This window comes from Paenibacillus sp. J22P143, assembly GCF_059692035.1.
In genome coordinates, this window is sequence record NZ_JCAUAQ010000063.1 from 1 (window position 1) to 1,781 (window position 1,781).

Sequence of the window (1,781 nt, forward strand, 5' to 3'; positions counted from 1 at the left end):
GGGGCTGTCCCAAAAGGTCAATAGACCTTAGGGAAGCCCCTTTGTCATAATTTATTCAAACAAAAAGAAACCAAAACTTGGTAAAATGGAAGTGTCGAGCAACCATCAAACCAAAGGAGAGGTTTCTTTTGTACATACAATATACCATGGACCAACTTTTCTTGCCAATGGATTTAGAGGAAGATATTCATCAAAATCATCTAGTTAGAGTCGTTAACGACGCCGTTAATCGGTTAGACAATTCTATTTTTGAAGCTGCTTATCCCGGAGGCGGCCGAGATAGCTACCATCCCAAAATGCTAACCAAAGTCATTATCTATGCCTACTCTCAGCGGATTTACTCTTCCCGACAAATTGCTAAAGCCGTACGTGAAAACATCATGTTCATGTGGATCGCTGGAAGGCAGCGCCCAAATTTCCGCACAATCAACAGATTCCGATCGGAACGAATGAAAGAAGTCTTGGAGACGGTATTTACTTCAGTTCTTCAGTTTCTTGCTGATGAAAAATACGTTCAACTAGATCATTATTTTGTCGATGGCACCAAAATCGAGGCGAATGCGAATCGTTACACTTTTGTTTGGGGAAAAGCTGTTGTTAAGCATGAAGCTAAACTTCAGGAGAAAGTTAAGACACTGTTTGCTACAATCCATGAAGCAGAAAAGCAAGAAGATGCTGAGCATGGTGGTACAGATCTTATCGAATTAGGCGAAAAATCAAATATCACAAGTGAAAAACTAGAGATTGCAGTGAAGCAACTGGAGGAAAAGCTGCAAGAGAAGCCAAAGGACAAGCCCTTAAAAAAAGCGGTTCGCCAGCTTCGCAAAGATCTACTCCCTCGTCTTCAAAAGTATGAGACTCATCGACAAATTCTAGGGAATCGCAACAGTTACAGTAAAACAGATCCAGATGCTACGTTCATGCGAATGAAAGAAGACCACATGCAAAACGGCCAACTTAAACCAGGTTACAATGTGCAGATTGGAACTGAAAATCAATTCATCGTCGGTTACAGTCTACATCAGCGGCCAACAGATACCCGTTGCCTCATCCCTCATTTAGAGAAAGTGAAGTCGGCACTAGGAAAACTGCCCGGAACTATTATTGCCGATGCAGGCTATGGCGGAGAAGAAAATTACACTTACTTAGAAAAAGAGCAACTTGAAGGCATTGTTAAATACAGCACCTACCACCGCGAGAAAACAAAGGCATGGCAAAATGACATTAGTAAAATCGACAACTGGAACTATGATGACAAAGAAGATACATGGACGTGTGCGGCTGGACAACAGTTAATATTTCGTTATGAAAGTAAGGATAAAACAGAAAGTGGCTTTGAAATAACGCATCGACATTACAGAAGCACCAGCTGTGAGGGATGTCCACTAAAACCACAATGTACGAAGGCAGCTGGTAATCGAGAAGTAAAAGTAAGCTTGGAATACTTACGATTGAAAAACCAAGCACGAGAGAAATTGAAGAGCGAAGAAGGTTATGCTCTTTCCGTAAAGCGAATGATTGAGCCAGAGACTGTGTTTGGGGACATAAAGAATAATCGAGGATTTCGACGATTTCTGCTTAGAGGCTTAGCTAAAGTAAGCCTTGAGGTAGGTTGGCTTTCCCTTGCCCATAATCTGCTTAAGAAAGCAGCTATTCATAAAAAATGAAGACAGTGGGGCAGGTATAAGCCTGAAACGCTGCTGTCTTTTTAAGATTAAGACAAATTTCAAGAAAATAGGGCTGTCCTCAAGTAGAATTATCTACTTTTGGGACAGCCCCTT

The 1,781-nt window shown here is 41.4% G+C and carries 1 protein-coding gene; it reads left to right on the forward strand.

Going from position 1 to position 1,781, the window contains the following annotated elements; all coding sequences use genetic code 11:
- Nucleotides 1–128 precede the first annotated feature (128 nt).
- Nucleotides 129–1,667: an IS1182 family transposase gene (locus AC58PQ_RS29480; RefSeq protein ID WP_497247949.1), complete on the forward strand. Its 1,539-nt coding sequence runs from the start codon at nucleotides 129–131 to the stop codon at nucleotides 1,665–1,667.
- Nucleotides 1,668–1,781 lie beyond the last annotated feature (114 nt).